Source organism: Citrobacter portucalensis, from assembly GCF_023374935.1.
Classification (GTDB): domain Bacteria; phylum Pseudomonadota; class Gammaproteobacteria; order Enterobacterales; family Enterobacteriaceae; genus Citrobacter; species Citrobacter portucalensis.
Window position 1 is genome coordinate 3,166,934 of record NZ_CP092466.1, and the last position, 26,229, is coordinate 3,193,162.

The 26,229-nt window shown below is 50.9% G+C and carries 31 protein-coding genes; 15 read left to right on the plus strand and 16 right to left on the minus strand.

The window, feature by feature from the left end:
* Positions 1-44 precede the first annotated feature (44 nt).
* The 9 genes from flgJ to flgB are packed head-to-tail and all read right to left on the minus strand — an operon-like array spanning position 45 to position 7,247.
* On the minus strand, positions 45-995 hold the full coding sequence (gene flgJ / locus LY264_RS15495) for a flagellar assembly peptidoglycan hydrolase FlgJ (protein ID WP_016152632.1): 951 nt from the start codon (positions 993-995) through the stop codon (positions 45-47).
* The gene (locus tag LY264_RS15500) at positions 995-2,071 is read right to left on the minus strand and encodes a flagellar basal body P-ring protein FlgI (RefSeq protein WP_032934416.1); all 1,077 of its coding nucleotides are present in this window, start codon (positions 2,069-2,071) and stop codon (positions 995-997) included. Before LY264_RS15500 ends, flgJ begins: the two co-directional genes overlap by 1 nt.
* Positions 2,072-2,104: 33 nt before the next feature.
* Positions 2,105-2,803 carry a flagellar basal body L-ring protein FlgH gene (flgH, locus tag LY264_RS15505; RefSeq protein WP_016152630.1) on the minus strand — a complete coding sequence of 233 codons (699 nt, stop codon included), beginning with the start codon at positions 2,801-2,803 and terminating at the stop codon, positions 2,105-2,107.
* 57 nt (positions 2,804-2,860) lie between these two features.
* On the minus strand, positions 2,861-3,643 hold the full coding sequence (flgG, locus tag LY264_RS15510) for a flagellar basal-body rod protein FlgG (protein ID WP_003036202.1): 783 nt from the start codon (positions 3,641-3,643) through the stop codon (positions 2,861-2,863).
* A 13-nt stretch (positions 3,644-3,656) separates the two neighbouring features.
* Positions 3,657-4,412, minus strand: coding sequence for a flagellar basal body rod protein FlgF (locus LY264_RS15515; protein WP_003832161.1), 756 nt, complete (start codon positions 4,410-4,412; stop codon positions 3,657-3,659).
* A gap of 20 nt (positions 4,413-4,432) precedes the next feature.
* The gene (gene flgE, locus LY264_RS15520; protein WP_048214467.1) at positions 4,433-5,686 is read right to left on the minus strand and encodes a flagellar hook protein FlgE; all 1,254 of its coding nucleotides are present in this window, start codon (positions 5,684-5,686) and stop codon (positions 4,433-4,435) included.
* A gap of 26 nt (positions 5,687-5,712) precedes the next feature.
* Positions 5,713-6,411 (minus strand): flagellar hook assembly protein FlgD, encoded by a 699-nt coding sequence (gene flgD, locus LY264_RS15525; protein ID WP_003832158.1) that lies wholly within the window; start codon positions 6,409-6,411, stop codon positions 5,713-5,715.
* A gap of 11 nt (positions 6,412-6,422) precedes the next feature.
* Positions 6,423-6,827, minus strand: coding sequence for a flagellar basal body rod protein FlgC (gene flgC, locus LY264_RS15530; RefSeq protein WP_003036191.1), 405 nt, complete (start codon positions 6,825-6,827; stop codon positions 6,423-6,425).
* A gap of 3 nt (positions 6,828-6,830) precedes the next feature.
* Entirely contained in the window at positions 6,831-7,247 is a 417-nt protein-coding gene (gene flgB, locus LY264_RS15535) for a flagellar basal body rod protein FlgB (RefSeq protein WP_003036189.1), read from the minus strand.
* A 157-nt stretch (positions 7,248-7,404) separates the two neighbouring features.
* Between flgB and flgA the strand changes: the two genes are divergently transcribed.
* The 3 genes from flgA (at position 7,405) to flgN (ending at position 8,877) form a co-directional block, all read left to right on the plus strand.
* Positions 7,405-8,064, plus strand: coding sequence for a flagellar basal body P-ring formation chaperone FlgA (gene flgA, locus LY264_RS15540; RefSeq protein ID WP_048227050.1), 660 nt, complete (start codon positions 7,405-7,407; stop codon positions 8,062-8,064).
* A gap of 93 nt (positions 8,065-8,157) precedes the next feature.
* Positions 8,158-8,451, plus strand: coding sequence for a flagellar biosynthesis anti-sigma factor FlgM (gene flgM / locus LY264_RS15545; protein WP_048214469.1), 294 nt, complete (start codon positions 8,158-8,160; stop codon positions 8,449-8,451).
* Positions 8,452-8,454: 3 nt separating this feature from the next.
* A complete protein-coding gene (gene flgN / locus LY264_RS15550; RefSeq protein ID WP_048214470.1) occupies positions 8,455-8,877 on the plus strand; it encodes a flagella biosynthesis chaperone FlgN in 423 nt (140 codons plus the stop codon).
* Between the two features lie 85 nt (positions 8,878-8,962).
* Here flgN and murJ read toward each other — a convergent pair whose 3' ends face one another.
* The 4 genes from murJ to rimJ form a co-directional block, all read right to left on the minus strand.
* Positions 8,963-10,498 carry a murein biosynthesis integral membrane protein MurJ gene (gene murJ / locus LY264_RS15555; RefSeq protein WP_003832150.1) on the minus strand — a complete coding sequence of 512 codons (1,536 nt, stop codon included), beginning with the start codon at positions 10,496-10,498 and terminating at the stop codon, positions 8,963-8,965.
* 222 nt (positions 10,499-10,720) lie between these two features.
* Positions 10,721-11,644: a Gfo/Idh/MocA family protein gene (locus tag LY264_RS15560; protein ID WP_048226969.1), complete on the minus strand. Its 924-nt coding sequence runs from the start codon at positions 11,642-11,644 to the stop codon at positions 10,721-10,723.
* Position 11,645: 1 nt separating this feature from the next.
* Entirely contained in the window at positions 11,646-12,293 is a 648-nt protein-coding gene (locus tag LY264_RS15565) for a YceH family protein (protein WP_048226971.1), read from the minus strand.
* Positions 12,294-12,327: 34 nt separating this feature from the next.
* Positions 12,328-12,912, minus strand: coding sequence for a ribosomal protein S5-alanine N-acetyltransferase (gene rimJ, locus LY264_RS15570; RefSeq protein WP_003832145.1), 585 nt, complete (start codon positions 12,910-12,912; stop codon positions 12,328-12,330).
* Positions 12,913-13,174: 262 nt separating this feature from the next.
* Here rimJ and mdtH point away from each other — a divergent pair, with 262 nt between their 5' ends.
* From mdtH to LY264_RS15615, 9 genes are all read left to right on the plus strand, one after another.
* A complete protein-coding gene (mdtH, locus tag LY264_RS15575) occupies positions 13,175-14,383 on the plus strand; it encodes a multidrug efflux MFS transporter MdtH (RefSeq protein ID WP_071692202.1) in 1,209 nt (402 codons plus the stop codon).
* A gap of 114 nt (positions 14,384-14,497) precedes the next feature.
* On the plus strand, positions 14,498-15,058 hold the full coding sequence (locus tag LY264_RS15580) for a lipoprotein (protein ID WP_020996498.1): 561 nt from the start codon (positions 14,498-14,500) through the stop codon (positions 15,056-15,058).
* 105 nt (positions 15,059-15,163) lie between these two features.
* Entirely contained in the window at positions 15,164-16,210 is a 1,047-nt protein-coding gene (gene pyrC / locus LY264_RS15585; RefSeq protein ID WP_048226973.1) for a dihydroorotase, read from the plus strand.
* Between the two features lie 65 nt (positions 16,211-16,275).
* Positions 16,276-16,521: a DNA damage-inducible protein I gene (dinI, locus tag LY264_RS15590; RefSeq protein ID WP_003036157.1), complete on the plus strand. Its 246-nt coding sequence runs from the start codon at positions 16,276-16,278 to the stop codon at positions 16,519-16,521.
* Positions 16,522-16,861: 340 nt separating this feature from the next.
* Positions 16,862-17,116, plus strand: a complete 255-nt coding sequence (gene bssS / locus LY264_RS15595; protein ID WP_003036154.1) for a biofilm formation regulator BssS — start codon at positions 16,862-16,864, stop codon at positions 17,114-17,116.
* 113 nt (positions 17,117-17,229) lie between these two features.
* Positions 17,230-18,345 (plus strand): N-methyl-L-tryptophan oxidase, encoded by a 1,116-nt coding sequence (gene solA / locus LY264_RS15600; RefSeq protein WP_048226976.1) that lies wholly within the window; start codon positions 17,230-17,232, stop codon positions 18,343-18,345.
* Between the two features lie 55 nt (positions 18,346-18,400).
* Positions 18,401-18,514, plus strand: coding sequence for a YceO family protein (locus tag LY264_RS15605; protein ID WP_003036148.1), 114 nt, complete (start codon positions 18,401-18,403; stop codon positions 18,512-18,514).
* A 262-nt stretch (positions 18,515-18,776) separates the two neighbouring features.
* On the plus strand, positions 18,777-19,343 hold the full coding sequence (locus LY264_RS15610; RefSeq protein WP_048226978.1) for a cytochrome b: 567 nt from the start codon (positions 18,777-18,779) through the stop codon (positions 19,341-19,343).
* Position 19,344: 1 nt separating this feature from the next.
* Positions 19,345-19,920 carry a YceI family protein gene (locus LY264_RS15615; RefSeq protein WP_003832130.1) on the plus strand — a complete coding sequence of 192 codons (576 nt, stop codon included), beginning with the start codon at positions 19,345-19,347 and terminating at the stop codon, positions 19,918-19,920.
* A gap of 45 nt (positions 19,921-19,965) precedes the next feature.
* Here LY264_RS15615 and trhO read toward each other — a convergent pair whose 3' ends face one another.
* Positions 19,966-21,018 (minus strand): oxygen-dependent tRNA uridine(34) hydroxylase TrhO, encoded by a 1,053-nt coding sequence (gene trhO / locus LY264_RS15620; RefSeq protein WP_048226980.1) that lies wholly within the window; start codon positions 21,016-21,018, stop codon positions 19,966-19,968.
* Positions 21,019-21,238: 220 nt separating this feature from the next.
* On the opposite strand from trhO, the gene LY264_RS15625 reads away from it, so the two are divergent.
* Positions 21,239-22,159, plus strand: coding sequence for a Kdo(2)-lipid IV(A) acyltransferase (locus LY264_RS15625; RefSeq protein WP_003036136.1), 921 nt, complete (start codon positions 21,239-21,241; stop codon positions 22,157-22,159).
* A 155-nt stretch (positions 22,160-22,314) separates the two neighbouring features.
* Positions 22,315-23,535 (plus strand): multidrug efflux MFS transporter MdtG, encoded by a 1,221-nt coding sequence (gene mdtG / locus LY264_RS15630; protein ID WP_048226982.1) that lies wholly within the window; start codon positions 22,315-22,317, stop codon positions 23,533-23,535.
* Between the two features lie 64 nt (positions 23,536-23,599).
* On the opposite strand, the gene LY264_RS15635 is transcribed toward mdtG, so the two are convergent.
* Positions 23,600-25,021, minus strand: a complete 1,422-nt coding sequence (locus LY264_RS15635) for a sensor domain-containing diguanylate cyclase (protein WP_081365273.1) — start codon at positions 25,019-25,021, stop codon at positions 23,600-23,602.
* Between the two features lie 602 nt (positions 25,022-25,623).
* Here LY264_RS15635 and LY264_RS15640 point away from each other — a divergent pair.
* Positions 25,624-26,001 (plus strand): MysB family protein, encoded by a 378-nt coding sequence (locus tag LY264_RS15640; RefSeq protein ID WP_048227052.1) that lies wholly within the window; start codon positions 25,624-25,626, stop codon positions 25,999-26,001.
* On the opposite strand, the gene LY264_RS15645 is transcribed toward LY264_RS15640, so the two are convergent.
* Positions 26,002-26,205: a YceK/YidQ family lipoprotein gene (locus LY264_RS15645; protein ID WP_003036125.1), complete on the minus strand. Its 204-nt coding sequence runs from the start codon at positions 26,203-26,205 to the stop codon at positions 26,002-26,004.
* Positions 26,206-26,229: the final 24 nt, after the last annotated feature.

Sequence of the window (26,229 nt, forward strand, 5' to 3'; positions counted from 1 at the left end):
CAATACTCGTTATTATCGGCAGCAGGTCGGTAGACTTGAGCTATTTAAAAGAGATTATCGATGTTCGTGCTGTAGGTTTTGCTCACTTTTTCACTCATCGATTTCAACTGCTGGATCATGCTGGTTAATTTTCGCGCATAGTTAGGGTCCGTGGCGTAACCCGCATTTTGCAATGCCTGCGCCCCTTGCTCGGCTGTCGCGGCAGCGGTCACTGCCGCATAGCGCGGGTTACGCGATATCAGACCGACATAATCCGACAACGCCTCAAGGTAAGAGCTATAGACGCGGAATCTGGCTTTCACCTTTTTCGCCTCACCGTTCTCATATTCAGTCGTGGTGATTTCAGTGGTTGGACCTTTCCAGCTTCCCGAAGCCTTCACACCAAAAATGTTAAAGCTCGGTTCACCGTTCTCACGGCGAATTTGTCGCTGCCCCCATCCGGATTCCAGCGCCGCCTGTGCCAGAATCAGATGATGCGGGACGCCGCTTTGCTGGCTGGCCAGCTTAGCCGGCAGCGATAGCTGGGCGAGGAAGTCTTTACTGTCACCTGACAGCGGCTCATCATTGCTTTCCGTCGCCCGGGGGATGGCTTTGCGGACCAGTTGCGTCAATGCCTGATTTTGATAGCTGGTCACCGTTTCCAGTGAAAACTTCATCGGCACCTGCGGCGCGTCATCCGCAGGTTGCGCTTGCCCTTCAGTCATCTGCTTGACCATCATTTCAGCCAGCCCCAGTCCTTTGCCTGCGGTCATTTGCTGCGCAATTTGTTGATCATACATACTGGTATACAAGCGCGTTGAATCGCTGCTAAACACGCCATCTTTCGGCAGCGCTTCACGCATGCTTTTCAGCATCATCTGCACGAACATCCCTTCAACCTGACGGGCGACCGGACGGATATTCGCCGCCGGATCCTGACCCGCTTTCGCTTTCAGTTCGTTCAGTGATTGCGCATCCCAGGCAGCGCTGGTCAGCAGTTTGCTGTCACCAATCATTAGATGATTTCCAGTTTGGCGCGTAAGCAACCCGCGCTCTGCATCGATTGCAGAATGGACATCAGATCCATCGGCGTTGCCCCCAGCGCATTCAGCGCACGCACCACATTGTTCAGGTTGGCGCTGGAACGCACGCTTTGCAGTGAACCACCGCTCTGGCGCAGGTCAATCTGGGTTTGTGGCGTCACCACGGTTTGTCCACCACCAAACGGTGTGTCCGGTTGGCTGACGTTCGCCTGGCGGTTCACCGTGATCGACAAGTTGCCTTGTGCCACGGCACAGCTATCCAGCGTCACTTCACGGTTCATGACGACAGATCCGGTGCGCGAGTTGATAATCACTTTCGCATCCTGCGGCGTGACGTTCACCTCAATATTCTGGATATCAGCGAGGAAACGCACCTGCGAGCTGTTGCCGCTTGGCACGCGCACCTGAATGGTTCGGGCATCCAACGCTGTTGCGCTACCAAAGCCACGCGAGCGGTTGATGGTGTCGGTAATCTGCTGCGCCATCGTGAAATCTTCATTATTGAGCTGCAGATTAATGGTGTTACCACCGCCGAACTGGCTGGGTAATTCACGTTCGATAATCGCGCCGTTGGTAATGCGTCCACCATTGAGCTGGTTAACCTGCACGCTACTGCCACCTGCAGCCGCGCCCGCACCGCCCACCAAAATATTCCCCTGAGCCAGCGCATATACCTGACTATCGACCCCTTTTAATGGGGTCATCAGCAGCGTACCGCCGCGCAGGCTTTTGGCATTCCCCATAGAGGAGACCACTACGTCGATGGTTTGTCCCTGACGACCGAATGCAGGAAACGACGCGGTAACCATCACCGCCGCCACATTTTTCAGCTGCATATTGGTACCAGTTGGCACGGTTATCCCCAACTGCGAAAGCATGTTATTGAGCGTTTGCGTCGTAAACGGCGTCTGGGTGGTCTGGTCACCCGTACCATCCAGACCGACTACCAGCCCATAACCTATCAACGAGTTTTCCCGCACCCCCTGAACGCTGGTCAGGTCACGAATACGGTCAGCATGCGCAAAGGTGGTTATCAGCACCAGTACCATTCCAACAAAAGATTTAAACACTGGGTACCTCGCTTACATCGGCGACAAGTTAAGGAAGAAACGCTGCAACCAGCCCATATTCTGCGCTTCATTGATGTAGCCGTTACCGACGTACTCAATACGCGCGTCCGCAACCTGGGTTGACGGTACGGAGTTGCTGCCACTGATGGTGCGCGGGTTAACGACCCCGGAGAAGCGAATGAACTCAGTGCCCTGATTAATGGCGATCTGTTTTTCACCCACGACATGTAAATTGCCATTCACCAGTACCTGATCGACCGTCACGGTCAACGTACCGCTGAAGGTATTGCTGGCGTTCGCACCGCCTTTACCGTTAAAGGTGTTGCCGCCGGAGGCTTCTACGTCGGCACGTTCGTTACCAAACAGCCCTTGCAGGTAGCGCGGTACGGTATCAAAACCAAAGTTGGTCTTGCCGTCGCGGCTGGCGTTTGCCGAGGAGCTTTTGCTCGCGCTGACGTTTTCCTGCAATACGATGGTCAGCGTATCGCCAATATTGCGCGGACGGCGGTCTTCGAAGAGCGGCTGATAACCGTAGTTAATCGGCTGCGCCGACTGGAAGATTGAGCCATTCGCCACCGGCGTCGGGCCTGGAACCGGCTGAGCAGACGTTGCGCCCTGCACGAGCGGCGTGGCCGGGATCCAGGCACATCCTGTTAGTGAAACCACCAGCAGGGCTAAAATTGGGTATGGGTGAAGCGCGTATTTTCGCATTGCGGTCATCTTCAAAATCAGTGTGCCGGTGAGGTTTTCACCCCACCGGACTCCACTTTAGAGTTGCGTCAGTTTTTGCAGCATCTGATCAGTGGTCGATACCGCTTTACTGTTGATTTCGTAAGCGCGCTGAACCTGGATCATGTTTACCAGCTCTTCCGCCACATTGACGTTAGAGGTTTCAACATAGCCCTGATACAGCAGACCCGCGCCGTTCAGCCCTGGCGTGCTCTCATTCGGCGCACCGGATGACTGCGTTTCGGTGTACAGATTCTCACCAATGCTTTCCAGACCGGTATCGTTCATGAAGGTTGTCAGGTTAAGCTGCCCTACCTGAACAGGCGCCGCCTGCCCCTGTTGGGTCACGCTGACAATACCGTCGCGTCCAATGGTGATACTGAGCGAGTTAGCCGGAATGGTGATGGCAGGCTGAACCTGAAAACCACCCGCCGTCACCAACTGACCGTTCTGATCCACCTGGAAAGAACCGTCGCGGGTATAAGCGGACGTACCATCGGGCAACATGACCTGGAAAAAGCCCTGGCCTTTAATCGCCACATCTTTACTGTTGTTAGTCTGCGACAGGTTACCCTGACTGTGTAAACGCTCGGTCGCAACCGGACGTACACCGGTACCAATCTGCAAACCAGACGGCAGTGTGGTCTGCTCAGAAGACTGTGCGCCAGGCTGACGAATCGTCTGGTACAACAGATCCTCAAACACGGCACGTTGGCGTTTAAATCCGTTGGTGCTGACGTTTGCCAGGTTGTTGGCAATCACATCCATGTTGGTTTGCTGTGCATCCAGGCCGGTTTTGGCGATCCATAATGAACTGATCATAAAATGTCCTGTATTAACTCATCGACAGCAGTTGGTTGGCGCGGCCCGCGTTATCATCCACGCTACTGATAATTTTCATCTGCATTTCAAAGCGGCGGGCGTTGGCGATCATGTCGCTCATCGCAGCAACCGGTTTAACGTTACTGCCTTCCAGCACGCCCGACATCACACGGATGCTGGGGTCGGCCTGTAACGTTGCACCGCGGGTAGCCTGCGCGGCCTGGGTCAGACGGAACATACCGTCATCGCCACGTTGCACTTCAAGCCCTGTAGCCTTCACCAACTTCAACCGTCCCACTGGCGCGACCGTATTAGCCGGATCGCCTGGGTTAAGTGCAGAAATTGTCCCGTCCGCCGCAATGGTGACTTCCGAGCCTTCTGGTACGGCTATCGGTCCGGCTTCGCCAATTACCGGGTGTCCCTGAATAGTCAGTTCACCCGTAGGGCTTACCTGAATAGCGCCGTTACGTGTATATCCTTCGCTACCGTCTGCGGTCTGCACAGCCAACCAACCATCCTGTTGCAGCGCCACATCCAGCGGGCGGGAGGTATAGTCCATCTGACCGGGCGTCATATCAGCCCCCGGCGTGGAGGCCACCACCAGCGTACGCGTCGGTAAAGACAATCCTTCTACAGGAACCGCGCGCAGTGCATTGAGCTGCGCACGAAATCCTGGCGTGGAGGCGTTTGCCAGGTTGCTGGCCGTCACCGCCTGTTGATTCAGCGTCTGACTGGCCGCGCCCATGGCGGTATAAATTGCGTGATCCATTAAGCCATCCCGTCAGGCGCTTAGCGCAGGTTGACCAGCGTGTTGAGGATCTGATCCTGGGTTTTGATGGTCTGCGCGTTCGACTGATAGTTACGCTGGGCGACAATCATATTCACCAGTTCTTTACTCAAATCCACGTTTGACGCTTCCAGCGCACCGTTGGTCAGCTTGCCGAAGTTGCCTTCGCCTGCGGTACCCAGCAGCGCCACGCCGGAAGACTGAGTCGCCGCCCAAACGTTATCGCCCTGAGACGCCAGACCTTCGTTGTTGGCAAAGTTTGCCAGCACGATCTGCCCCAGAACCTGTTGCTGTTCATTGGAGTAGTTACCAACCACCGTACCGTCATTGTTAATCTGGTAGCTCACCAGATCGCCCGGCTTGTAGCCGTTCTGATTCGTGGCAACGATGTTGTTGGCACCGGTGTTCTGCTGCATGGAGTTCAGGAAGCTCAGGGAGAAGTTCGCCGGAACTGCGCCATTGATCGGACCGGTTGTAATTTTGATATCCTTTGGCCAGACGGCTGGAGCCGTCGGTGGTACTTCGGCTGCCGTGGCGCTAATACCTAAAAACAAACCATTATTATCAAAACGCATAAACCCGGCTGATTTCTCAGCATCCCCAGTAGAAGCATCTTGAGTGAAGACTTCCCAGGTGTTGCTCTGCGCGTTTTTGACATAAAAAATGTTCATGTCATGGGCATTACCCTGGCTATCGAAAACGGTAACGCTGCCTTTTTTGTTGTAGGAATCGGCATCGCTTGGGTTAAACGGGGTCTTGGTAGGAACCTTGTCAGTGGAGTTCAGGTTGACCTGCATTGACGCAGTGGTGGTGGATTTAGCCGCCATCAGCGTATTCGGGATAGTGATCGGTGCCGGGTTCGCCCCCTGCTGAACCGTCGGTGGTGTACCGGTAGCCGGATAGCCCGTCAGCTGCAGCCCCTGCATGTTAACGATATTGCGGTTTTCATCGAGCTTGAACTGACCGTTACGGCTGTAGAAAACGGAACCGTTGCTGTCTACCATACGGAAAAAACCGTTCTGGCTGATAGCAACATCCAGCCCACGTCCGGTGTTGGTGGTAGTACCGTCGGTAAAGTCCTGAGTAATACCCGCAACTTTAACGCCCAAACCGACTTTGGAACCGGCAAACATATCGGCAAAAGATGCCGTGCCCGATTTAAAACCGTAGGTAGCGGAGTTGGCGATGTTGTTACCAATGACATCGAGGTTGGTCGCTGCAGCGTTCAGACCGCTGACCGCTTGAGAAAAGGCCATGACTTACTCCTGATAAGTGTGAAGGCTTAAATTATCTGCCGTACTTCGTCGAGGGTGGTGGTTCCATAGGTGCCCAGATCCAGCGTATTACCGCCGTTACTGCGAATAACGCCCTGCACCAGCGCAAACTGAAGCGGCTGCGCCACCAGTTGCGTTCCGCCATTACTGGCAGCAATTGACACGTTGTAAGAACCGCTTGGTGCATCCGTGCCATCGGTCATGGTGCCGTCCCAGGTAAAGGTATGAACGCCCGCTTTCAATCCACCAATGTCAATGGTGCGTACCACTTTGCCGTCTTTATCGGTAATGGTTGCGGTAACCTTATCTGCCGGTTGCTGCAGCTCAACGCCAAATGGTGTTGTCGTGGTTTTGGCACCTTCTTCTGTCCCTTTACCGGTCAGAATGGTCGTACCCGGGATCATGACACCGTGGCCAATCAGCGTACTGGCCTGCAGCGACTGACTGTTGTCGATCTGCCCAGAGATCGATCCCAGCGTAGTGTTCAGTTTCTCAATCCCGCTCACGGTACTGATTTGCGCCAACTGGGTAGTCAGTTCGTTGTTTTGCAACGGGTTGGTAGGGTCCTGGTTTTTCAGTTGTGCAACCAGCAGCGTAAGAAAGCTGCTTTGCAGGTCAGCGGCGTTGCTGCCCGTCAGGGAGCTGTTCCCCGTGGCAGCATTAACCCCCGTTGTGCTCGGGTCATTCATTTTTACAGCAATAGACATGTGCGCCTCCTTTACTGGCCTAGCGTCAGCGTTTTAAGCATCAAGCTTTTCACGGTGTTGAGCACTTCGACGTTTGCCTGGTAGCTACGTGAGGCAGACATGGTGTTGACCATCTCGCCAACAACGTCCACATTCGGCATTTTTACGTAGCCGTTCGCATCGGCCAGCGGATTACCGGGTTCATAAACCAGCTTATCCGGCGCCTGACTTTCAATGACGTCAGCAACTTTTACGCCACCGGTTGCCGCACCTGGCGCAGCATCTACCTGAAAAACAACCTGCTTCGCGCGATACGGCTGACCGTCGGGTCCGCTGACGCTATCCGCATTCGCCATGTTGCTGGCCGCGACGTTCAGGCGTTTAGACTGAGCCGTCAGCGCAGAACCTGCGATATCAAAAATATTTAACAGCGCCACGAATTAGTTCCCTCCTTGCAGCACGTTCATCATGCCTTTGATTTGTCCACCCAGCGCCGTCAGCCCCATTTGATATTTGAGGCTGTTGTCTGCAAATTGCGTGCGCTCCCGGTCCATATCTACCGTGTTGCCATCAAGAGACGGCTGGTCAGGAATACGGTAGAGCAGCTCCGTAGACGGCGCAGAAACGGTCTGGGCTGGGATGTGTTGTGCAGAGGTCAGCGTCAACGAAACGCCGCCGGTTTCTTCCCGTCCTCGCACCATGACTTTTTTTAATTCACTGGCGAAATCCAGATCGCGCGCCTGGTACCCCGGCGTGTCGGCATTGGCAATGTTGGCCGCCAATATTTCCTGGCGTTGGGCGCGCAAATTCAGCGCTTCCTGTTGAAAACGTAAGGCGGCGTCGAGCTTATCGAGCATATCTCCTCCGCAAATGACAAAATTCAGCCGACAGCTTAAATCCCATTACGCGCGCGTTATCGCCGGAATAAACGCAAAATGCGTCGCTATTTGTTGCGTTGATGACTGCGTCACACAGGTAAAATCCTGCCACTACCTGAAAAAGCGCGAGGTTTTGATGCAAACGTTTAAACGTGGAATAGTCGTGGCAGCACTGCTGTTCAGCCCTATGACGCTGGCGCAAGACCTGAATTCGCAGCTAACGGCATGGTTTTCCCAGCGCCTGGCCGGATTTAGCGATGAGGTGGTGGTCACTATACGAACGTCACCAAACTTATTGCCCAACTGCGAACAACCAGCATTAAGCGTGTCAGGTAGCGCGAAACTGTGGGGGAATGTGAATGTGCTGGCCCGATGTGCCAACGAGAAACGTTATCTGCAGGTGAACGTGCAGGCGACGGGAAACTACGTAGTAGCCGCCGCGCCTGTAGCGCGAGGTAGCGCACTGACTCCGGCCAGCGTAACGCTGAAACGTGGTCGACTGGACCAACTACCGCCGCGCGCGGTGCTGGATATAAGTCAGGTGCAGGATGCAGTGAGCCTGCGCGATCTGGTGCCGGGCCAACCGATACAGCTTTCGATGTTGCGCCAGGCATGGCGGATCAAGGCCGGTCAGCGCGTACTGGTTATTGCCAACGGAGATGGTTTTCGGGTCAATGCCGAAGGTAAAGCACTGAACAACGCCGCAGTCGCACAGAACGCGCGAGTGCGGATGATTTCAGGCCAGGTGGTGAGCGGCGTCGTCGATTCTGATGGGAATATTCTTATTAACCTATAATAGGTTAAAGATTTTTTAGCGTGTGCCGATAGATAAACAACCAATGATTACAGCGGGCCGCTATAGCGTAACCCCTCGATGAGGAAAAATAAAATGAGCATTGATCGTACCTCACCATTGAAGCCAGTAAGCACCGTTCAGCCGCGTGAAACCAGCGATGCGCCGGTACAAAAAGCGCTGAAGGAAAAAACCACCGCGACCACCAGCACCAGCGTCATGCTGAGCGACGCCCAGGCCAAACTGATGCAGCCCGGCAGCAATGACATCAATATGGAACGCGTGGAAGCACTGAAAACCGCAATCCGTAACGGTGAATTGAAAATGGATACCGGAAAAATTGCCGACTCGCTGATTCGCGAGGCGCAGAGCTACCTACAGAGTAAATAAAGTATGACTCGTTTGTCAGAAATACTTGACCAGATGACGACCGTCCTCAATGACCTGAAAACGGTAATGGATGCTGAACAGCAGCAGCTTTCCGCAGGGCATATCAACGGCAGCCAGCTACAGCGTATTACAGAAGAAAAAAGCTCCTTGCTGGCAACCCTTGATTATCTTGAGCAGCAGCGCCGCCTGGAGCATGACGCCACGCGCAGCGCAAATGATGAGATTGCTGAACGCTGGCAAACTATCACCAAGAAAACACAGCATTTACGCGACCTCAACCAGCACAACGGTTGGCTGCTGGAAGGGCAGATCGAGCGTAATCAACAAGCAATACAAGTGCTGAAACCGCACCAGGAACCGGCGTTGTATGGCGCAAACGGTCAAACCTCTGCTGCGCACCGCAGCGGGAAAAAATTCTCTATTTGATGTCAGCCTGATAACATTTTGCTTATCAGGCCTACGCCTTTTGTAGGCCTGATACGGCGTTATGCCGCCATCCGGCATTGATCCATTACGCCGTCCGGCGCACAAACTCTTTTACTTTAAAGCCCAGTACGGCGAGTGCTGCGAAGTAAGCGGCAATGCCTGCCACCACGACCGCCATCAGACGCAGCAGACGCCACAACATCGTTCCCTGCGACCAATCCGGCATGATGTAGAGCATCCCAACCAGCACCGCAGACATCACCAGCACGGAAATCACCAGACGCGCCAGGAACCAGCTCCAGCCCGGTTGTGGGGTAAAGATTTTCTGTTTCCGCAGTTGCCAGTAAAGCAGTGAAGCGTTCAGACATGCCGCCAGACCAATCGACAGCGACAATCCGGCATGCTTTAACGGCCCGATAAACGCAAGGTTCATCACCTGGGTCATAATCAGCGTCACAATGGCAATCTTCACTGGCGTTTTAATATCCTGGCGCGAGTAAAAGCCCGGAGCCAACACTTTCACCACGATCAAGCCAATCAAACCTACCGAGTACGCCACCAGCGCACGCTGGGTCATCGCGGCATCAAAGGCGGTAAATTTACCGTACTGGAACAGAGATACCGTCAGCGGTTTGGCCAGAATACCCAACGCTACGGCACTCGGTAATGCCAACAGGAAACACAAGCGCAGGCCCCAGTCCATCAGACGACAATATTCATCATGATTACCGCTGGAAAAGCTTTTGGACAGCGATGGCAGCAGGATAGTCCCCAGCGCCACGCCCAGAACACCGGACGGAAACTCCATCAGACGGTCGGCATAATACATCCATGAAACTGAGCCAGAGGCCAGAAACGAGGCGAAAATCGTATTGATGATCAGTGAAATCTGGCTGACAGATACCCCAAGGATCGCTGGCCCCATTTGCTTGACGACACGCATCGCCCCTGCATCACGGAAGTTCACGCGCGGCAGTACCAGCATGCCAATTTTCTTCAAGTGCGGAAGCTGATAAATCAGCTGTAGCACGCCGCCAACCGTAACGGCCCACGCCAGAGCCAGCACCGGCGGGTTAAAATAGGGCGCCGCAAATAGCGCGAAGCCGATCATGCTGATATTCAGAAAGGTCGGGGCAAACGCAGGAATGGAAAAGCGGTTCCAGGTATTAAGGATCGCACCAACCAGTGAGGCCAATGAAATCAGTAGAATATAGGGAAAAGTGATCCGCAGCAGTTGAGTGGTCAGCGCAAATTTATCCGCTGTGTCGGCAAATCCCGGCGCGGTGACTAATATCACCCATGGCGCAGCCAACATCCCGGCTACTGTCACCACGGCCAGCGCCAGCGTCAACAGTCCGGAAACGTAGGCAACAAACACGCGGGTAGCATCTTCCCCCTGCTTGCTTTTGTACTCAGCAAGAATCGGCACAAATGCCTGCGAAAATGCGCCTTCGGCAAAAATTCGGCGCAACAGGTTAGGAAGTTTGAATGCCACAAAAAAGGCATCTGTCGCCATCCCTGCACCAAAGATTCTGGCGACAATCGCATCACGCGCAAAACCCAGCACACGTGAAAACATCGTCATCGAGCTGACGGCTGCCAGCGACTTTAATAAATTCATCTATGTTGTATTCCAGACTCTGAGGCAAAACCCCGACAAACCTGCCCGTAGGTCGGATAAGGCATTCTCGCCGCCATCCGACACTTTTGCTGTGCCTGATGGCGACCCCCTGGCACCTTATCAGGCCGACAAACCAGCCTATGGTTGAAAAGAGGTGTTATTTTGAGTGGGCATATAGTACCTGGATTACAATGAATTACTACCGCCAGATGTTACAGGGGGTTATTCAGCCATCGCCTCCCGCCACAGCTTTTCAACAACACGCTGGGCCAGTAGCGCCTGCTCGCCTGCCGTCTGGGGAACCGTCTGATTTTGCACGCACTCAATGAAATGACGGGCACATCCGGCAAAACCACGCTGTTCTAAGGTCGTTTGCCAGCCCGCTATCGGCTTATGAACAACACCTTGCCCACGCTCTTCCCGCCATTCCCGCATATCAGTTACGTCAATCAGGCCGCCGTCCGTCACCGCCTGCACGCTCTCGCGCTGGCTACCGGCACGGCGATGCATACTGGTCGTTATCTGCATTTGACCGACAGAAAAATGATGCTCGGCGTAGAGCATCGCACCAGATTCATTGGTCAGCAGCGTGCCGTTTTTTAACTGCGCCTGCCCTCCCGCCAGCCACAAAGCGGTATCGACCACGTGCAGATAGTCGTCCAGCAGAGTGAAGCGCAGATCGTGCGGCCCAACGCTATCCGTACGGTGCTTATCCATACGTACAGACGCTGCGGTGCTCAACTGGGTTTTGAGATCCTGGTACAGCGGTGCAAATCGACGGTTAAACCCGACCATCAGCGTGAGTTTTTTCCGCGCGGCCAGCTCGACCAGTTGCTCAGCCTCGTGCAGGTTTTCCGCCAGCGGTTTATCCACACACACGTGAACTCCGGCATTCAGCAATTCACTAACTACCGCATAGTGCGTCGCGGTACTGGAATGGACGAAAACCGCGTCGCAGGTTTGCGCCAGATTCTTCAATGAATCCACGTAGGGTATTCGCCAGGTGTCACAGATACGCTGTGCTTTATCGCGTGAAGGTGAAAATGCGCCTTGTAGCGTCCAGTCCGCGGAGGTGCCTAGCACGGGTAGCCAGGCCTTTTGTGCAATACCACCAAGGCCGACTACGCCGATACGTAATTTATTCACGTTAGTCTCCCAGGTGCGCCAGCAAGGAATCAAGTCGCTGCTTAAGCTCTGCGACTTCCGTTTCCAGCGCTTCCACGCGCGCCTGCAGATCGCCGGAGGCTACAGGGAGTTCATCTGCCGCGGTAATGGCTTCATCAACCTCACCACAAAACAGGTGCATATAGCGACTTTCACGTTTGCCCGGCTCACGCGCCAGGCGGATCACATAAGGCCCATCTTCCCGGTTCGCCAGATTTTCCAGCGTCGAATCCACTTCGGCCATATCGCTGAATTCGTACATACGGGATGCGCGGCTACGCAGTTCACCAGGCGTCTGAGCGCCCCGCAGCAGCAGTGTGGTGATTATGGCCACCTCTGCGGCACTAAGCTTCAGATTGCCAAATTCAGAGTTGCAGAAACGCTGCTCATATTTCGTGACGCGATTGCCAAAACCGCTCACCGTGCGCAGAAAATGTCGCTTAACCAGGTTATCCAACTGCTCCTGCACGTCCGATTCCGACAGGTTCATCACCGGTTCACGATTCGTTTTTTGATTGCAGGCTGTTACGACTCCATTAACGGAGAGTGGGTACTGTTCCGGCGTGGTCACTTGTTTTTCTAATAAACAGCCAATCACTCGTGCTTCGGTGGCGGTTAATTCGTATTTCATCGTCTTCTCCATTAATCATGGCTGCATCTGAAACTTAGCGGCCGGGGGTCCATTCTGATGTGGTCAACGCCGTCAGCACGTGATCGCGCCACTGCCCGTCAATCAGCAGGTAGTCTTTGGCATACCCTTCTTTTTCAAAACCCAGTCGCGCCAGCAGGTCACCGCTGCGCTTATTATGTGGCATGTAGTTAGCCATAATGCGGTGAATATGCTGCGTGCGCTGCATATAACGAATGGCCGAGGTTAAGGCTTCATACATTAGCCCCTGCCCCTGCCATTTCTGCGCAATGGAGTAGCCGAGATAACAGGCATGGAAGGATCCCCGCACCACGTTTGAGAAGTTCGCAACGCCGATAATCTCTTTTTCGTCCGGATCGAGCAGCGCAAAATAATAGGCGGTGCCCTGTTTATGAAACTCAGAGATCATGCTCAGACGCGCCTGCCAGCCGGACGGATAGCAGTGGCTTTCATCGCGAATAGGTTCCCAGGGTTTTAAGAAATGACGATTTTCTGCGTAATAATCTGCCAGACGCCAGGCATCACGCTCATGCACTAAACGCACGACCAGGCGGTCGGTGGTTAAGCGCACTTTTGGCACGTTACTGCGATAGCCAAACATTCTATACCTACTCCTTCCCGTAACGTCTTCATCAATACGCTATTCGCATTACTATACCTGTGCGAATACGCCCTGTGAAAAGAGCAAAATGCCATTTTTTGAATTATTCACACATTTTGATGAAAACTCTCTATCAAGACGGACTTTTGATAAAAAAATATTGTCCCGCGAAGGGTGGGAAAAGCGATGACGACACCGCAGAATAGGAGGTGCTTATCTTTTAAACTCTATCCAGAGTGACGAGTTTTTCCCTGGAGGGGAAATGTCGCAAGTCTCGCAGGCAAGGAACCTGGGTAAATACTTCCTTCTCATCGATAATATGCTGGTCGTGCTGGGTTTCTTCGTCGTTTTCCCGCTGATCTCAATTCGTTTCGTCGACCAAATGGGCTGGGCCGCCGTGATGGTCGGTATTGCACTAGGATTACGTCAATTTATCCAGCAGGGGTTGGGTATTTTCGGCGGTGCTATTGCGGACCGTTTCGGTGCAAAACCGATGATCGTCACCGGCATGCTGATGCGCGCTGCCGGGTTCGCCACCATGGGCATTGCCCATGAGCCGTGGCTGCTGTGGTTTTCCTGCTTTCTCTCCGGACTGGGCGGTACACTATTCGACCCACCCCGCTCGGCGCTGGTGGTTAAACTGATCCGCCCGGAAAAGCGTGGGCGCTTTTTCTCTATTCTGATGATGCAGGATAGCGCCGGGGCCGTGGTTGGCGCGTTGCTTGGCAGTTGGTTATTGCAATACGATTTTCGTCTCGTCTGTGCCACCGGCGCAATTTTGTTCGTTCTGTGCGCGGCGTTTAACGCCTGGCTGCTCCCGGCATGGAAGCTGTCGACGGTGAAAATTCCAGTGCGCGAAGGGATGAGCCACGTGATGCATGACAAGCGCTTTGTCACCTATGTGCTGACGCTGGCGGGCTATTACATGCTGGCGGTACAGGCGATGCTGATGCTGCCAATCATGGTGAACGACATCGCAGGTTCACCGGCCGCTGTGAAATGGATGTATGCCATCGAGGCGTGCCTCTCATTGACGCTGCTCTACCCAATTGCCCGCTGGAGTGAAAAACGTTTTCGCCTTGAACATCGTCTGATGGCCGGTCTGCTGGTGATGTCTCTGAGCATGATGCCGATCGGTCTGGTGGGGAATTTGCAGCAGTTGTTCACCCTGATCTGTACGTTCTATATTGGCTCGATCATCGCCGAACCCGCGCGTGAAACCCTTAGCGCCTCACTGGCGAATGCACGTGCCCGAGGAAGCTATATGGGCTTCAGTCGACTGGGGCTCGCTATCGGTGGCGCAATTGGATATATCGGCGGCGGCTGGCTGTTTGACATGGGCAAGGCCCTGGCACAGCCTGAGTTGCCCTGGATGATGCTCGGTATTATCGGCCTCATCACCTTCCTGGCGCTGGGCTGGCAATTCAGTCTCAAACGCCCAACGAGAGGCATGCTGGAGCCAGACGCCTGATAGCCGAACCTGCTTCCGGGCGCTTTTCAGTTTTTTCTGCTGGCGTCCGGGACGCTGGTACTCGATGATGCTTTGTGTCACGATTACGCCACATGCATCATGTTGAGGAACCCCATGAAAAAGTTTTTTTTTGCCGCTGCACTGATTGTCAGCGGCCTGTTGGTTGGTTGTAATCAACTCACGCAATACACAGTTAGCGAGCAAGAAATTAATCAGGCCCTGGCAAAGCATAATAACTTTTCTAAAGATATCGGCTTGCCCGGCGTTGCTGAAGCACACATCGTACTAAATAATCTCGCCAGTCAGATTGGCCGTGAAGAACCCAATAAAGTGACCCTGACCGGTGACGCCAACCTGGACATGAATTCCCTGTTTGGCAGCCAGAAAGCAACCATGAAGCTGAAGTTAAAAGCCTTACCGGTATTTAACAAAGAGAAAGGCGCAATTTATCTGCAAGAGATGGAAGTCGTGGATGCGACCGTGACACCAGAAAAAATGCAGTCGGTACTGCAAACGCTGATGCCTTATTTAAACCAGTCGCTGCGTAACTATTTCAACCAGCAGCCAGCCTACATTCTGCAGGATGACAGTAGCCAGGGTGAAGCTCTGGCGAAAAAACTGGCGAAGGGAATTGAGGTGAAACCGGGGGAAATCATCATCCCGTTCACCGACTAATAAAACTGAGGGCGCCGATGCGCCCTTTTTTTTCGTGCAAACGAAAACGTTTCCGCTTATCCTTTGTTTCCGGCAAAAAAGACTATCCTCAGCCGGAGCATATTGATGACTGCACCATCCCAGGTTTTAAAGATCCGCCGCCCAGACGACTGGCATCTTCACTTTCGCGATGGCGACATGTTAAAAACTGTCGTGCCCTACACCAGTGAAATTTATGGTCGCGCCATTGTCATGCCGAACCTGGCACCGCCCGTCACCACGGTTGACGCGGCTATTGCTTATCGCCAGCGCATTCTTGACGCGGTACCTGCCGGACACGACTTCACACCATTAATGACCTGCTACTTAACGGATACGCTGGATCCCAACGAGCTGGAACGTGGATTTAACGAAGGCGTCTTCACCGCAGCAAAACTCTATCCGGCCAATGCCACCACCAACTCGACGCATGGCGTAACCTCTATTGACGCCATCATGCCGGTGCTGGAGAGGATGGAAAAATTGGGTATGCCGCTGCTGGTGCACGGCGAAGTGACGCATGCAGATATCGATATTTTCGATCGCGAAGCGCGCTTTATTGAAACGGTGATGGAACCGCTGCGCCAGCGTTTGACATCGCTGAAAGTAGTATTCGAGCATATCACTACCAGAGATGCTGCCGAATACGTGCGCGACGGTAACGAGCTTCTGGCAGCGACTATTACGCCACAGCACCTGATGTTTAACCGCAACCACATGCTGGTTGGCGGGATTCGTCCTCACCTGTACTGCCTGCCGATCCTCAAACGTAACGTCCACCAACAGGCGCTGCGTGAACTGGTTGCCAGCGGGTTTACGCGCGCCTTCCTCGGTACCGACTCAGCGCCGCACGCACGTCATCGCAAAGAGTCAAGCTGTGGCTGTGCTGGATGCTTTAATGCACCGACCGCACTAGGCAGCTATGCCACCGTGTTTGAAGAGATGAATGCGCTGGACCATTTCGAAGCCTTCTGCTCACTCAACGGCCCACAGTTCTATGGTTTGCCGGTAAATGAGACCTTTATTGAGCTGGAACGCATGGAGCACCTTGTTCCTGAGAGCATAGCGTTGGAAGACGATACGCTGGTGCCTTTCCTGGGTGGCGAAACGGTACGCTGGTCAGTAAAAAGCTAAAAAAAGTGTAGCCAACTGATTCGAATAACTGTATAAATAAACAGCATGTTCAACAGGGGGCTACTATGCGTATTGAAGTCACTATTGCCAAAACTTCACCTTTACCTGCCGGTGCAATTGACGCACTGGCAGGTGAACTCTCCCGCCGTATTCAGCACCATTTTCCGGATAACGAAGGTAACGTTACCGTCCGTTATGCCGGCGCAAACAATCTGTCGGTTATTGGCGCGACCAAAGAGGACAAAGAACGCATCAGCGAGATCCTACAGGAAACCTGGGAAAGCGCGGATGACTGGTTCATCAACGAATAAATAACGATATGCAGTGATGTTTGTTTGCCGGGTCGCCCCGGCTTTTTTATACACGCTATCTTGTAATCAATCGCGCATTTCTTCTGACGAGCATTTAATTTAATATTAACCCACCGATTATCTTTTAACCAAAACAACAAAATAATTGTGCAACATACTAAAAAAAAATGAATAACATGTCGGTTTCTTAGTCAGATAACGCTGAAAACAAAAATTTTATGCCCTTCCCTCTTTAAATTTTCAATGAATACCCTTATTTATTGATATACTGAAGTTGCTTCAGAAAAAAACGCATTGAACCTCGAAAACCGTTGTCTAGTAACACGAATTAGGGGGCATGATGGAAAAGAATAATGAAGTCATTCAGACTCATCCGCTTGTAGGGTGGGACATCAGCACTGTTGATAGCTACGATGCGCTGATGCTGCGTTTGCACTACCAAACCCCGAACCGCCCTGACCCGGATGGGACTGAAGTTGGTCAAACGCTCTGGTTAACCACTGATGTTGCCAGGCAATTTATTTCGATATTAGAAGCAGGAATCGCCAAAATTGAATCTGGCGATTACCAGGTAAATGAGTATCAGCGACATTAAACCTGATACATCCAACCATCAAAGGCACCTTAGCGGTGCCTTTCTTATTTCCAGGTTGAATATTCCAGGTCAGTTATTTACCCTTCTACTATCGCGATTGCAGAGAGAAGCGGATGAAATACGACTTAATCATTATTGGCAGCGGTTCGGTAGGCGCCGCAGCTGGATACTATGCCACTCGTGCCGGTCTGAAGGTTCTGATGATCGATGCGCATATGCCACCACATCAACAGGGCAGCCACCACGGCGATACTCGATTAATTCGTCATGCTTATGGCGAAGGCGAAAAATACGTTCCGCTGGTGCTACGTGCGCAAACATTGTGGGATGAACTGTCCACCCATAATGAAGAACCGATTTTTGTTCGCTCCGGAGTTATCAACCTCGGTCCGGCAGGGTCAACCTTCATAGCAACTGCAGCGCAAAGCGCAAAACAGTGGCAACTTAACGTTGAACAATTAGATGCAGCGGCCATCATGGCTCGCTGGCCGGAAATTCGCGTTCCTGACAACTATATCGGTCTGTTTGAAGCGGAGTCCGGTTTTTTACGCAGTGAGTTAGCAATTAAAACCTGGATCCGTCTGGCGGAAGAAGCAGGCTGTGCGCAACTGTTTAAATGCCCGGTCAGCGCAATTCATCACGGTGATGATGGCATCACGGTAGAAACGGCTGACGGTGACTACCATGCGAAAAAAGTAGTGATCAGCGCCGGTACCTGGGTGCAGGCTTTAGTCCCTGAACTACCGATACAACCGGTGCGCAAAGTGTTCGCCTGGTATCAGGCCGATGGGCGCTACAGCGTTAAGAATAACTTCCCGGCTTTCACCGGCGAGCTGCCAAATGGCGATCAATACTACGGTTTCCCGGCTGAAAACGACGAGCTGAAAATTGGTAAGCACAATGGCGGACAGGTAATCCATTCTGCAGAAGAGCGTAAGCCATTTGCCGCTGTAGCCAGCGACGGTTCTGAAGCCTTCCCATTCCTGCGCACAATTCTGCCTGGCGTTGGCTGTTGCCTGCACGGCGCATCCTGCACTTACGATAATTCACCAGATGAAGACTTTATAATTGATACTCTGCCGGAACATGACAACACGCTGATCATTACCGGACTGAGCGGACATGGCTTTAAGTTTGCCTCTGTACTGGGAGAGATTGCGGCAGACTTCGCTCAGGACAAACCGTCTGACTTTGACCTGACCCCCTTCAGGCTAAGCCGTTTTAAGTGATAATAAATGAATGGCCTCGTTGGTGAGGCCATTTTTAATGACAGGAATAACGTCAATGCGCCGTATCTTTCACTATCTGGTTAATAATATTCGCGAGCATCTTATGCTCTACATTATTTTATGGTCACTGCTGGCCATTATGGATGTAATATATATTATGTTTTTCTGATTCCTGCGCGCTGACAATAATTGACAAAAATTGAGATTAGCTTAATTTTCATTGCAATAAACTGAATAATAACAAAAACCATAACATCCCATAGACTAAGCCCCGCCACATATTTTCGCACTAATCCCTTGATGATTACCTCAACAATCAGTCAACTTTATTGAACAAAAAATAAATATCATCACTATTGTTATTTATTAGTTGCATTAATGTCTTTTACACGCCATTTTCATTCACTTCTGAAATATCAATCGGTGTGCTTATGCAATTCAATAATACTCCACAGCGCTATGGCGTAGTGTCAGCCACATTACATTGGCTGATTGCGATTGCTGTATATGGCATGTTTGCGTTGGGGTTATGGATGGTCACGCTCAGCTATTACGACGGCTGGTATCACCAGGCCCCCGAACTGCATAAAAGCATCGGCATCCTACTCATGATGGGACTGGTTATCCGCGTTGTCTGGCGGTTGTTCTCCCCTCCGCCTGCTGCGTTGGCAAGCTACTCCCGTTTGACCCGTATCGCAGCGGCACTGGGTCACCTCGCACTTTATTTGCTGCTCTTTTCGATTGTCATCAGTGGATATCTGATTTCCACCGCAGATGGCAAAGCGATAAGCGTCTTTGGCTGGTTTGACATTCCTGCCACCCTGGCCAATGCGGGTACCCAGGCCGACCTCGCCGGTAGCTTGCACCTGTGGCTTGCGTGGATCGTGGTGATTTTATCCCTACTACACGGACTGATGGCCCTGAAACATCACTTTATTGATAACGACGATACCCTCAATCGCATGTTGGGAAAATCGTCATCTGACTATGGAGCTTAAAATGAAAAAAAACCTGCTGGGACTTACACTCGCTTCTCTTTTATTCACCACCGGGTCGGCCGTGGCGGCAGATTACAAAATTGACAAGGAAGGACAGCATGCCTTTGTTAATTTCCGTATTCAGCATCTGGGTTACAGCTGGCTGTACGGCACTTTCAAAGATTTCGACGGTACGTTTACCTTTGATGAGAAAAATCCCGCAGCCGATAAGGTTAACGTAACCATCAACACCAACAGCGTTGACACTAATCACGCCGAACGCGACAAGCATCTGCGCAGTGCAGATTTCCTTAACGTGGCAAAATTCCCGCAGGCGACCTTCAGTTCCACCAGCGTGAAAAAAGAGGGGAATGACCTGGATATCACCGGTAATTTGACCCTGAACGGCGTTACCAAACCGGTTACGCTTGACGCGAAGCTCATCGGTCAGGGTGGCGATCCCTGGGGCGGTACGCGCGCTGGTTTTGAAGCACAAGGTAAGATTAAGCTTAAGGATTTCAACATCACCACCGATCTCGGCCCTGCATCGCAGGAAGTCGATTTGATCATCTCAGTGGAAGGTGTTCAGCAGAAGTAACGCATGAATTACCGGATGAGGTTCTGCCCCTCATCCGGCATCATGTTATTGCGCAGGGTCTGGAATACCCAGTTTGGTATTCAGGTGACCGCGTGATTTATTGAAGATTTTATTGCCATTTTCACGCCCCGCACGACGACGCCGTTGTTCCTCTTCCGGCAACTCACTCTCTTCGCTACACAGCTCGCTACAGCAGCCTTTATATTTCTGCGCACAAGCCGGGCACTGAATAAACAACAGATGGCAGCCATCATTTTTGCAATTAGTATGGCTATCGCACGCCGTGCCGCACTGATGGCAATGTGCGATAACATCTTCAGAGATCCTTTCGCCCATACGCTCATCAAAGACAAAGTTTTTACCGACAAAACGTACCGGAAGCCCCTGTTCACGCGCCTTGCGGGCATACTCAATAATACCGCCCTCAATGTGCCAGACTTTGCTAAATCCATTGTGTTTCATCCAGGCGCTGGCTTTCTCACAGCGGATCCCACCCGTGCAGTACATCACGATTTTTTTATCTTTATGCGCCTGCATCATTTCAACCGCTTTCGGCAACTGGTCGCGGAACGTGTCTGCCGGTATCTCCAGCGCATTCTCGAAATGACCCACCTCATATTCATAGTGGTTGCGCATATCAATGAATACCGCGTCAGGATCGTCCAGCATGGCGTTTACTTCTGCAGCCTTGAGATAATCCCCCACGTTGCTGGCGTCAAAGTCTGGATCGTCAATACCATCCGCCACGATACGTTCGCGGACTTTCATACGCAGTACCCAGAACGATTTACCGTCATCATCCAGCGCTATATTCAGACGTAAATCCTTCAATGCAGCATCAAACGCATATAGTTGCTGGCGAAATGCCTCGACGTTGCTTTGCGGTACGCTGATTTGCGCGTTAATTCCTTCATGGGCAAGATATACTCGCCCAAAGACGTTCAATGCGGTGAACATCTGGTACAGCGCATCACGCGTGTGCTGAGGATTGGCAATGGTGAAATATTTATAGAATGAGATCGTCGTGCGCGGCTCGGTCTCGGCCAGCATTTTGGCTTTGAGGGCGTCGTTCGAAATGCGGTTGTGTAACACTGGCATGGTGTACGTATCCTGCAAATAAGGAATAAATGAAAATCGGCGGCATAATAAAGCAAACATCGCCAATTTACATCCACACATTTTACGCTACATTTCATACTTCACGATAAAATCGCAACAACAATTGCGGAATTAATCACCGTTCTCCCGTCACAAATTTTTGATACGCGCGAAAAAATGCGACAATACAGGGAATTGGTCGTTTGAAGACAGGATAGACATGACGAATTTACCCAAGTTTTCGGCTGCGTTACTGCATCCACGTTATTGGTTAACCTGGCTGGGTATTGGCATCCTTTGGTTAATCGTGCAGTTACCGTACCCCATCCTCTTTAAGTTGGGCTGTGCGTTAGGTCGACTGGCGCTACGTTTGATGAAACGTCGGGCAAAAATTGTTTCCCGAAATCTGGAACTGTGCTTCCCGCAGATGAGTGAGCAGGAACGCCAGCAGATGGTCGTCAAGAACTTCGAATCCGTAGGCATGGGCGTAATGGAAACCGGGATGGCCTGGTTTTGGTCCGATAAGCGTATTTCGCGCTGGACGGAAGTGATCGGAATGGAACATATCCGTGACGTTCAGGCGCAAAAACGCGGGATTCTGTTAGTGGGTCTGCACTTTCTGACTCTGGAACTGGGTGCGCGCCAGTTTGGCTTGCAGGAGCCGGGTATTGGTGTGTATCGCCCTAACGACAATCCGCTGCTGGACTGGCTACAAACCTGGGGCCGCATGCGCTCGAATAAATCAATGCTCGATCGTAAAGACCTGAAAGGGATGATTAAAGCCTTGAAAAAGGGCGAAGTGGTCTGGTACGCGCCGGATCATGATTACGGCCCTCGCGCCAGCGTGTTTGTACCACTTTTTGCCGTTGAACAAGCCGCAACAACCTCAGGGACCTGGATGCTTTCGCGCATGTCCAATGCCTGCCTGGTACCGTTTGTTCCCCGCCGCAAACCTGACGGTAAAGGGTATCAATTGATTATGTTGCCTCCAGAATGCTCACCACCGTTGGACGACGCAGAAACCACTGCCGCGTGGATGAACAAAATTGTTGAGCAATGCATAATGATGGCGCCAGAACAGTATATGTGGCTGCATCGTCGCTTCAAGACGCGTCCTGAAGGCTCCCCTTCCCTGTACTAAAACACGGTTGCAGTCCTGTGGGCTGCAACACCTTCCCTGCCCGCTTTAGGTTTAACTGCTATCCGCATTGCAGCAACTATCAACCAGGCGCATAATTAGCCTGCTTACTTGTATTCAATCGATAGCGCAAACAGCGCATCACACTGCGGATCGCTATGTCACCCTCAGATGCCCCCATAAACTGGAAACGCAACCTCACCGTTGCCTGGTTAGGTTGTTTTTTAACCGGCGCAGCATTTAGCCTGGTCATGCCCTTTTTGCCCCTTTACGTCGAGAGTCTCGGCGTCACGGGCCATAGCGCCCTGAATATGTGGTCAGGCCTGGTCTTCAGCATTACCTTTCTCTTTTCAGCCATTGCCTCTCCTTTCTGGGGTGGCCTTGCCGATCGCAAAGGACGAAAAATCATGCTGCTGCGTTCCGCGTTGGGCATGGCAATTGTGATGCTGCTGATGGGACTGGCGCAAAATATCTGGCAGTTCTTAATCCTGCGCGCCTTGTTAGGGCTGCTTGGTGGATTCATCCCCAATGCGAATGCACTGATCGCCACCCAGGTTCCACGCAATAAAAGCGGCTGGGCACTGGGAACGCTTTCAACCGGTGGCGTTAGTGGCGCACTGCTCGGGCCGCTAGCGGGCGGACTGCTCGCGGATCAGTACGGATTACGCCCTGTATTTTTCATTACCGCCAGCGTGCTGCTGGTCTGCTTCATCCTGACGCTATTTTTTATCCGCGAGCGTTTCCAGCCAGTGAGCAAGAAAGAGATGCTGCACATTCGTGAAGTCGTGGCCTCTTTAAAGAACCCCAAACTGGTGCTGAGCCTGTTTATCACCACTTTGATCATTCAGGTAGCCACCGGTTCTATCGCGCCAATACTGACCCTGTACGTTCGAGAGTTGGCTGGCAACGTCAGCAATATTGCGTTTATCAGTGGGATGATAGCCTCTGTCCCCGGCGTTGCGGCATTAATCAGCGCCCCGAAGCTTGGCAGATTAGGCGATCGAATTGGCCCGGAGAAGATCCTGATCGTCGCGCTGATCGTTTCTGTGTTACTGCTTATTCCAATGTCATTTGTCCATACGCCCTGGCAGCTTGGTGTTCTGCGCTTTTTATTGGGTGCGGCCGACGGCGCTCTGCTCCCGGCGGTACAAACGCTGCTGGTTTACAACTCGACCAATCAAATAGCTGGACGTATTTTCAGTTACAACCAGTCATTTCGCGACATCGGCAACGTAACGGGACCATTAATGGGGGCGGCAATATCCGCCAATTACGGCTTTCGCGCTGTTTTCTGCGTGACCGCGGGCGTCGTACTGTTTAACGCCCTGTACTCGTGGAATAGCCTGCGCCGTCGTCGGAGTACAGAGATCGTGGGATGATTTGTGTATTTGTATTCGCCGGTTCGGAATAATAAACTTATCTTACACGGCGTATATTTCAACCTTAATGATAATAGTAACACACCTTATTTCTGCCAGAATTTTTGGCTTCATACAAAGCGGCATCGGCGTATGAAACAACTTTATCCGCAGATTCATCATCAATTTTGCTGCAATATACACCGATACTGATCGTCATTTTTTCCTTTAACTCATATGAGTTTGGTATTGTCGTACCATTCTCTACATTTCGCCTAATTCGCTCTGCAACAACAATTGCCTCATCTTTATCGTTACACTTAAGAAGGATCGCAAATTCTTCGCCACCTACTCTGGCAAAAATATCCGTATCTCTGATTGATTTATTGATAATATCAACAATACTGATTATTACTCTGTCACCCTCCTGATGACCGTAGGTATCGTTAATCCGTTTGAATTTATCAATATCCAGAACCATTACACATACTGCGCCTTTTGCTAATGATGATTTTAATGACTTATAGAATAGTTTACGATTATATATTTTAGTCATTGCGTCTTTAATAGCTGAATCCGTTTCTTTTTTTAAGATGATGAAGGTGTTGTACATCAGTATTGAGATTATACACAGGGCACTTATTACCTCAATCCCCCGGCTAACATACCAAATATACATGCTATATTCATCCAGGCTCAGAAGTAGTACATTGGTCAATATTGCTGAGCAACACAGTAGCCCTATACTTTTCCACAGGATGTTATGCGTTCTGGTTTTAATGATTAAATACAACAGGACCAGTCCCCAGAATACAATAAGCGAATAAATGTACCCAATATGCCAGTGCACAGTGACATTATCAGGCTTCAGGCTTGTGATCTCGAGTGTAAAATTAGGGTTGTAACTGGCCAGAGCGTGCGCCACCACCGCGATAACAAGCATGATTATACAAGACAGAACGATATAGCAAGGTTCTCTTTCTTTGGTTTCAATAACTGTCGAGGATACTTTATAAGATTTCAATGAAATAAATAGCAGAGCGATGAAACTAATCTGCCGAAAGTAATAGAATATAGCAATATCGTTAGTTCTTTTTTCGATTGAAGCATAATCATTAATCAAGTCCTGAACGATGTAGATAGTCTCGACGAAAAAAATGTTATTTCCAAGAAACGCCATACCTAATATCATGAGGCAGGTGAGATCTTTTCTACAAAGATACTGAAACAACATAAACAGAAAAATTATCCCATATAAAAAGAACAATCCTACAATTATAATCAGATATACTGTTTGCGGGACACTTTGCATCGTTAATTTAAATTGCGTAAGACACAAACCGCCAAGAACATAGATAGCCAAACAGATTATATAGAAAGCCATTAACTTTCCATTATTTGAATTACCGTTATCCATAACAACCTTGAGGGCATTCTTAATTTTGCATTTTATATAATAAAGCATAAGATTTTGCAAACTATTAAACCCGCACAACTTCAATGACATTAATTCATTTCTTATTTAATGGTTTCTTATAGATTTATAACCTTTGTCATTAATAATTTTTTATTATGTATACTATGTTAGTATCACTCACACCATTCAAAAAAAACACACACAAAAGATACTTTGTCACTACCAAAGACACCACTAAGTTTAGCCACTTTCATTGATTACCTCTGCAACACTTCCGTATTGGGCATTAATTTTCTCCTTTACTTTGATTGAGTTATGCAATATTAATTCATAAGCAATCGCATTCCCCCTCTAAAACACATAAAAAATGACGTTTAACACTGAAGATTTTCTTATACAACGCCAGCTTTTATTTTTTTGATTTTCATTACTACATTGCAAACCACATACATTACTCTTTTTTCTTGAATTTTTTTCCTGATATTACATCGACTTCAGTATCTGCCAATGTAAATTTTTTCATAAACTACCGAAGTTACTTTCACCTGGTCTCGTAGGCATTGCAGGCAGTAATCATCTGATTGGGTTAGTCACGCAGCTAGCGGGTTTGACGCTCTGCGGATCGCCGTCTATAGATTGAATCATCCCTCTTTATTGTTCGCCTTAGGAGAAGAAATATGGCAAAGAATGACATGAATTTTTATGCCACGTTGGAAGAGGCTATTGATGCAGCTCGTGAAGTGTTTCTGGCTGATAACCCTGACCTTGAGTCAGACAACGCCAGCGTTCAACAGCTAAGCGTCCAAAAATACGTGCTACAGGATGGCGACATTATGTGGCAGGCGGAATTCTTTGCTGACGAGGATGATGTAGATGGTGAATGTCTTCCAATCCTGAGCGGAGAAGCGGCCCAGAGCGTTTTTGATGGCGACTATGATGAAATTGAAATCCGCCAGGAGTGGCAGGAAGAAAATACGCTTCACGAGTGGGATGAAGGTGAATTCCAGCTGGAACCTCCCCTTGATACTGAAGAGGGACAGGCCGCAGCCGATGAATGGGATGAGCGATAATTACTCGTAAGGTCCATGATGTATGTCGAGCGGCAGCAGCAACGTATCAAACACCAGCGAAAATGGCAGATCGAGGATAGTGACGTAGCGCCATGCGGAGTCCCTAACATCCCATTGCACGCCAGGATAGTATTGGTTTCCGTGTCCTTGCCCTGGGATGGTACGACTAATAATGCTGCCGCATCCGCTCAGGAAGAAGATCATTATTCCTACAGCCAATATTCGCAC

Excerpts from the sequence above, each read along its gene's own strand:
- flgJ (WP_016152632.1), bottom strand. The coding sequence starts at position 995 with ATGATTGGTGACAGCAAACTGCTGACCAGCGCTGCCTGGGATGCGCAA.
- LY264_RS15500 (WP_032934416.1), bottom strand. The coding sequence starts at position 2,071 with ATGGTACTGGTGCTGATAACCACCTTTGCGCATGCTGACCGTATTCGT.
- flgH (WP_016152630.1), bottom strand. The coding sequence starts at position 2,803 with ATGCGAAAATACGCGCTTCACCCATACCCAATTTTAGCCCTGCTGGTG.
- flgG (WP_003036202.1), bottom strand. The coding sequence starts at position 3,643 with ATGATCAGTTCATTATGGATCGCCAAAACCGGCCTGGATGCACAGCAA.
- LY264_RS15515 (WP_003832161.1), bottom strand. The coding sequence starts at position 4,412 with ATGGATCACGCAATTTATACCGCCATGGGCGCGGCCAGTCAGACGCTG.
- flgE (WP_048214467.1), bottom strand. The coding sequence starts at position 5,686 with ATGGCCTTTTCTCAAGCGGTCAGCGGTCTGAACGCTGCAGCGACCAAC.
- flgD (WP_003832158.1), bottom strand. The coding sequence starts at position 6,411 with ATGTCTATTGCTGTAAAAATGAATGACCCGAGCACAACGGGGGTTAAT.
- flgB (WP_003036189.1), bottom strand. The coding sequence starts at position 7,247 with ATGCTCGATAAGCTCGACGCCGCCTTACGTTTTCAACAGGAAGCGCTG.
- flgA (WP_048227050.1), top strand. The coding sequence starts at position 7,405 with ATGCAAACGTTTAAACGTGGAATAGTCGTGGCAGCACTGCTGTTCAGC.
- flgM (WP_048214469.1), top strand. The coding sequence starts at position 8,158 with ATGAGCATTGATCGTACCTCACCATTGAAGCCAGTAAGCACCGTTCAG.
- flgN (WP_048214470.1), top strand. The coding sequence starts at position 8,455 with ATGACTCGTTTGTCAGAAATACTTGACCAGATGACGACCGTCCTCAAT.
- murJ (WP_003832150.1), bottom strand. The coding sequence starts at position 10,498 with ATGAATTTATTAAAGTCGCTGGCAGCCGTCAGCTCGATGACGATGTTT.
- LY264_RS15565 (WP_048226971.1), bottom strand. The coding sequence starts at position 12,293 with ATGAAATACGAATTAACCGCCACCGAAGCACGAGTGATTGGCTGTTTA.
- rimJ (WP_003832145.1), bottom strand. The coding sequence starts at position 12,912 with ATGTTTGGCTATCGCAGTAACGTGCCAAAAGTGCGCTTAACCACCGAC.
- mdtH (WP_071692202.1), top strand. The coding sequence starts at position 13,175 with ATGTCGCAAGTCTCGCAGGCAAGGAACCTGGGTAAATACTTCCTTCTC.
- LY264_RS15580 (WP_020996498.1), top strand. The coding sequence starts at position 14,498 with ATGAAAAAGTTTTTTTTTGCCGCTGCACTGATTGTCAGCGGCCTGTTG.
- pyrC (WP_048226973.1), top strand. The coding sequence starts at position 15,164 with ATGACTGCACCATCCCAGGTTTTAAAGATCCGCCGCCCAGACGACTGG.
- dinI (WP_003036157.1), top strand. The coding sequence starts at position 16,276 with ATGCGTATTGAAGTCACTATTGCCAAAACTTCACCTTTACCTGCCGGT.
- bssS (WP_003036154.1), top strand. The coding sequence starts at position 16,862 with ATGGAAAAGAATAATGAAGTCATTCAGACTCATCCGCTTGTAGGGTGG.
- solA (WP_048226976.1), top strand. The coding sequence starts at position 17,230 with ATGAAATACGACTTAATCATTATTGGCAGCGGTTCGGTAGGCGCCGCA.
- LY264_RS15605 (WP_003036148.1), top strand. The coding sequence starts at position 18,401 with ATGCGCCGTATCTTTCACTATCTGGTTAATAATATTCGCGAGCATCTT.
- LY264_RS15610 (WP_048226978.1), top strand. The coding sequence starts at position 18,777 with ATGCAATTCAATAATACTCCACAGCGCTATGGCGTAGTGTCAGCCACA.
- LY264_RS15615 (WP_003832130.1), top strand. The coding sequence starts at position 19,345 with ATGAAAAAAAACCTGCTGGGACTTACACTCGCTTCTCTTTTATTCACC.
- trhO (WP_048226980.1), bottom strand. The coding sequence starts at position 21,018 with ATGCCAGTGTTACACAACCGCATTTCGAACGACGCCCTCAAAGCCAAA.
- LY264_RS15625 (WP_003036136.1), top strand. The coding sequence starts at position 21,239 with ATGACGAATTTACCCAAGTTTTCGGCTGCGTTACTGCATCCACGTTAT.
- mdtG (WP_048226982.1), top strand. The coding sequence starts at position 22,315 with ATGTCACCCTCAGATGCCCCCATAAACTGGAAACGCAACCTCACCGTT.
- LY264_RS15635 (WP_081365273.1), bottom strand. The coding sequence starts at position 25,021 with ATGTCATTGAAGTTGTGCGGGTTTAATAGTTTGCAAAATCTTATGCTT.
- LY264_RS15640 (WP_048227052.1), top strand. The coding sequence starts at position 25,624 with ATGAATTTTTATGCCACGTTGGAAGAGGCTATTGATGCAGCTCGTGAA.
- LY264_RS15645 (WP_003036125.1), bottom strand. The coding sequence starts at position 26,205 with ATGATCTTCTTCCTGAGCGGATGCGGCAGCATTATTAGTCGTACCATC.